General features: G+C 55.0%; 2 protein-coding genes and 1 pseudogene. All 3 read right to left on the bottom strand.

What is annotated here, in order from left to right; all coding sequences use genetic code 11:
- The coding region (gene ldhH / locus D5S03_RS06945) for an L-lactate dehydrogenase (quinone) large subunit LdhH (RefSeq protein WP_287043159.1) at positions 1–1697 on the bottom strand (1697 nt) is incomplete at its 3' end.
- Positions 1697–2323 carry a LutC/YkgG family protein gene (locus tag D5S03_RS06940; RefSeq protein ID WP_287043157.1) on the bottom strand — a complete coding sequence of 209 codons (627 nt, stop codon included), beginning with the start codon at positions 2321–2323 and terminating at the stop codon, positions 1697–1699. The genes D5S03_RS06940 and ldhH, both read right to left, overlap by 1 nt.
- A gap of 37 nt (positions 2324–2360) precedes the next feature.
- A pseudogene (locus D5S03_RS06935) lies at positions 2361–2496 on the bottom strand (acetate kinase); the annotation flags it as partial.

The following is a 2496-nucleotide window of genomic DNA, read 5'->3' as shown; positions in this document are numbered from 1 at the left end:
TTTGTGTAGCCGTGCTTCAGGTGCGAGGCACATGAAGCGCACAGGGTGATGATATGGTCGAAATCGTCGGGGTTTATGGCCTCCAGGTTCTGCCTGGCCACTTCCCTGGCGGCCTTTTTCTCGCCCATCATCAGGGCGGGCAGTCCGCAACAGGTCTGATCCATTGGGTGCTCCTGGGCAATGCCCCGGCCCTTGGACAGGATTTTCGAGGCAGCCTCCATCTGTTCCGGGTAAATAAAATCCACGGCGCAGCCGGAGAACAGGGCGACCTTTTTCCGGGGCTGGGTCACTCTGGGCTTTAAATCCTCCCAGCGGTCCCGGAAGGGTTTTGAGGCTATGACCGGCAATTTGCGGAAATCCTGGTCCTTCATGAAGATGGAGGGCAGGTGCCGCACGTATCTGGCCTCGGTGTCTGCAAAGGGCAGCTGGGCGAAGCGCATGTTTTTAAGCAGCGAATGAAAAAGGCGGCGGTTTTTCATGACCATGCCCAGAAGCTTGGACCTGGGGGGATGACCATCCTCGTCCTGGATCCGGGCGTGAATGTCTTTGATAAGTCTTGGCAGGTCGATTCCGGCAGCGCATATTTCCTTGCAGGCTCCGCAGTTTACGCAGTTCTGCACCAAAAGTCTGGCCTTGTCCTTGCCGTGGAAAAAGTATGTGGCCACCAGGCCGATGGCTCCGATGTATACGTATCCGTACTTGTGCCCGCCCACCAGGCGGTACACCGGACAGACATTGGCGCAGGCACCGCAGCGGATGCAGCGCAGGATCTGGGAGAAATTCCTGTCCGTGGACAGTTTGCGCCGGCCATTGTCCAGAAAGACCACGTGCATGACCTTTTTGTTATCCGGTGCGCTTTTACATTCATTGGGACCGGTGATCCAGCTGACATACGAGGTTATCTGCTGGCCGGTGGCATTGCGGGGCAGGGCCTTTAAAAGGCGCAGGGCGTCTCTTAGCTTGGGAGCCAGTTTTTCCAGGCCCACCAGGGCCACGTGCACCCGGGGCAGGGTGGTCACCAGACGTCCGTTGCCTTCGTTGGTTATCATGCCCAGGGTGGCGGTTTCGGATATGGCGAAGTTGGCTCCGGTAATGCCCATGTCGGCATAGGCGTATTCCTTGCGCAGTTCCCGCCTGGCCACCTTGACCAGCTTGTGTACATCCGTGTCCTGCTTTTTCTTGGTCACTCCCTCAAAAAGGTCTGCAACCTGGTATCTGGAAAGGTGAATGGCCGGCAGGACCATGTGCGAAGGAGGCTCGTTTCGAAGCTGGATTATCCATTCCCCCAGGTCGGTCTCCACAATCCTGTACCCCTCCTTTTCCAGGTGGGTGTTGACATGGATTTCCTCGGCGGTCATGGACTTGGCTTTGACAATATTTTTGCAGTTGTTTTCTTTGGCTATGGAGGCGATTATCTCGTTGGCCTCTTTGGGATCCTTGGCCAGATGAACCTTTACCCCCAGAGCCTCGGCGTTTTTCTTGAACTCCTTGTACAAGGCGTCCATGCGGGACAGGGAGGAGTCCTTGGCCTCGGCTATTTCCTTTACCAGTGAGTCTATATCCATTCCGGCGAAGGCATTGGCCCGTCCTGTACGGTAGGCCACTGCAAAAGTATCCAGGGTCTTGCGCTGAAAATCGTTTTGCAGTTGCTCTTCAATTTCTTTCAGGTAGTCTTTCAGATTGTCTGCGTTAAGCATCAGGCATCCTCCAAAAGCAATATGTGAAGTTCCAGGGGGCCGTGCACACCAAGGGCCAGTACTCTTTCTATGTCGGCGGTGCGGCTGGCTCCGGTGATAAAGGACAGGTAGTTGGCCCCGTCTCTCAGCATTTCCGAGAGTTCTTTTTCGGCGTCATAAGAGCCCTGGCGCATGCGGGACAGAGGCAGAACCATGACATTTATCTCACAGATCATGGTGGCCAGCCTCAGGTCCTCGGAGGCTGATTTAAGTACCAGGGTGCCGGTTTCCGCCAGTCCCAGATCAGCCACAGCCAGACCGATATCTATACCCCCCAGGTAGCGGCGTAGCTCACTGGTAATGGTGGTAATGCCCTGTTTTTCCGCCTGGGAGGTAAGCCCGGAAAGGTTCTTGTCGTCCAGGGCCGGGGCAGCGATAACTTTTTCTCCAGGCTTAATTTCACACAGCTGCTGGGCCTCGTCAGAGACCGGCAGCTCACAGCCGGCCATGAGAAACTGACAGGCTTCCTTGTCCACGCAGGTATTGACCGTATAGTCGAAGGCCTCCTGCATGCTTTTGATATGCCGGACTTCGGCAGATACAGCCTTGGCTTTGGCAGTAAAGGTTTCCACCATTTCATTTTGCATTTTGTACCTCTATGATTGCTGGTTCACGTTTGACCTTTCAACTGGACAGGACTTGTGCAGTTTGGGTGGCTATTTCCAGTTCTTCGTTGGTGGGGATGACCAACACTTTTACCCGGCTTTCCGGGGAGCTTATTTCACATATCTCACCTCTGCGGACTTCCTGGTTGCGCTTT

Origin of the sequence: Desulfonatronospira sp. MSAO_Bac3 (assembly GCF_003838035.1) — a bacterium.
GTDB lineage: Bacteria > Desulfobacterota > Desulfovibrionia > Desulfovibrionales > Desulfonatronovibrionaceae > Desulfonatronospira > Desulfonatronospira thiodismutans.
Note: the sequence above shows the minus strand (reverse complement) of the source record. Positions and strands in the feature narration are given on the sequence as shown.

Bases quoted from the DNA above. Each gene is read 5' to 3' on its own strand.
- D5S03_RS06940 (WP_287043157.1), bottom strand. From the start codon at position 2,323: ATGCAAAATGAAATGGTGGAAACCTTTACTGCCAAAGCCAAGGCTGTA.